The sequence below is a fragment of the Citrobacter youngae genome, from assembly GCF_003818115.1.
GTDB lineage: Bacteria > Pseudomonadota > Gammaproteobacteria > Enterobacterales > Enterobacteriaceae > Citrobacter > Citrobacter youngae.
The window spans coordinates 1-1,722 of sequence record NZ_RPOI01000045.1; the positions used below are offsets into that span (position 1 = coordinate 1).

Annotated in this window: 1 rRNA gene; it reads right to left on the reverse strand. The window is 52.9% G+C overall.

The annotated features are described in order from the left end of the window. Positions 1-49 precede the first annotated feature (49 nt). Positions 50-1,591 (reverse strand): 16S ribosomal RNA (locus tag EHN13_RS23640). Positions 1,592-1,722: the final 131 nt, after the last annotated feature.

Consider the following 1,722-nt stretch of genomic DNA (forward strand, 5'->3'; position numbering starts at 1 on the left):
TTTTCATCAGACAATCTGTGTGAGCACTACAAAGAACGTTTCTTTAAGGTAAGGAGGTGATCCAACCGCAGGTTCCCCTACGGTTACCTTGTTACGACTTCACCCCAGTCATGAATCACAAAGTGGTAAGCGCCCTCCCGAAGGTTAAGCTACCTACTTCTTTTGCAACCCACTCCCATGGTGTGACGGGCGGTGTGTACAAGGCCCGGGAACGTATTCACCGTGGCATTCTGATCCACGATTACTAGCGATTCCGACTTCATGGAGTCGAGTTGCAGACTCCAATCCGGACTACGACGCACTTTATGAGGTCCGCTTGCTCTCGCGAGGTCGCTTCTCTTTGTATGCGCCATTGTAGCACGTGTGTAGCCCTACTCGTAAGGGCCATGATGACTTGACGTCATCCCCACCTTCCTCCAGTTTATCACTGGCAGTCTCCTTTGAGTTCCCGGCCGAACCGCTGGCAACAAAGGATAAGGGTTGCGCTCGTTGCGGGACTTAACCCAACATTTCACAACACGAGCTGACGACAGCCATGCAGCACCTGTCTCAGAGTTCCCGAAGGCACCAAAGCATCTCTGCCAAGTTCTCTGGATGTCAAGAGTAGGTAAGGTTCTTCGCGTTGCATCGAATTAAACCACATGCTCCACCGCTTGTGCGGGCCCCCGTCAATTCATTTGAGTTTTAACCTTGCGGCCGTACTCCCCAGGCGGTCGACTTAACGCGTTAGCTCCGGAAGCCACGCCTCAAGGGCACAACCTCCAAGTCGACATCGTTTACGGCGTGGACTACCAGGGTATCTAATCCTGTTTGCTCCCCACGCTTTCGCACCTGAGCGTCAGTCTTTGTCCAGGGGGCCGCCTTCGCCACCGGTATTCCTCCAGATCTCTACGCATTTCACCGCTACACCTGGAATTCTACCCCCCTCTACAAGACTCTAGCCTGCCAGTTTCGGATGCAGTTCCCAGGTTGAGCCCGGGGATTTCACATCCGACTTGACAGACCGCCTGCGTGCGCTTTACGCCCAGTAATTCCGATTAACGCTTGCACCCTCCGTATTACCGCGGCTGCTGGCACGGAGTTAGCCGGTGCTTCTTCTGCGAGTAACGTCAATTGCTGAGGTTATTAACCTCAACACCTTCCTCCTCGCTGAAAGTACTTTACAACCCGAAGGCCTTCTTCATACACGCGGCATGGCTGCATCAGGCTTGCGCCCATTGTGCAATATTCCCCACTGCTGCCTCCCGTAGGAGTCTGGACCGTGTCTCAGTTCCAGTGTGGCTGGTCATCCTCTCAGACCAGCTAGGGATCGTCGCCTAGGTGAGCCGTTACCCCACCTACTAGCTAATCCCATCTGGGCACATCCGATGGCAAGAGGCCCGAAGGTCCCCCTCTTTGGTCTTGCGACGTTATGCGGTATTAGCTACCGTTTCCAGTAGTTATCCCCCTCCATCGGGCAGTTTCCCAGACATTACTCACCCGTCCGCCACTCGTCACCCAAGGAGCAAGCTCCTCTGTGCTACCGTTCGACTTGCATGTGTTAGGCCTGCCGCCAGCGTTCAATCTGAGCCATGATCAAACTCTTCAATTTAAGTTTGATGCTCGTGAATTAAACTTCGTAATGAATTACGTATGTTCACTCAGAGACTTGGTATTCATTTTTCGTCTTGCGACGTTAAGAATCCGTATCTTCGAGTGCCCACACAGATTGTCTGATAAATT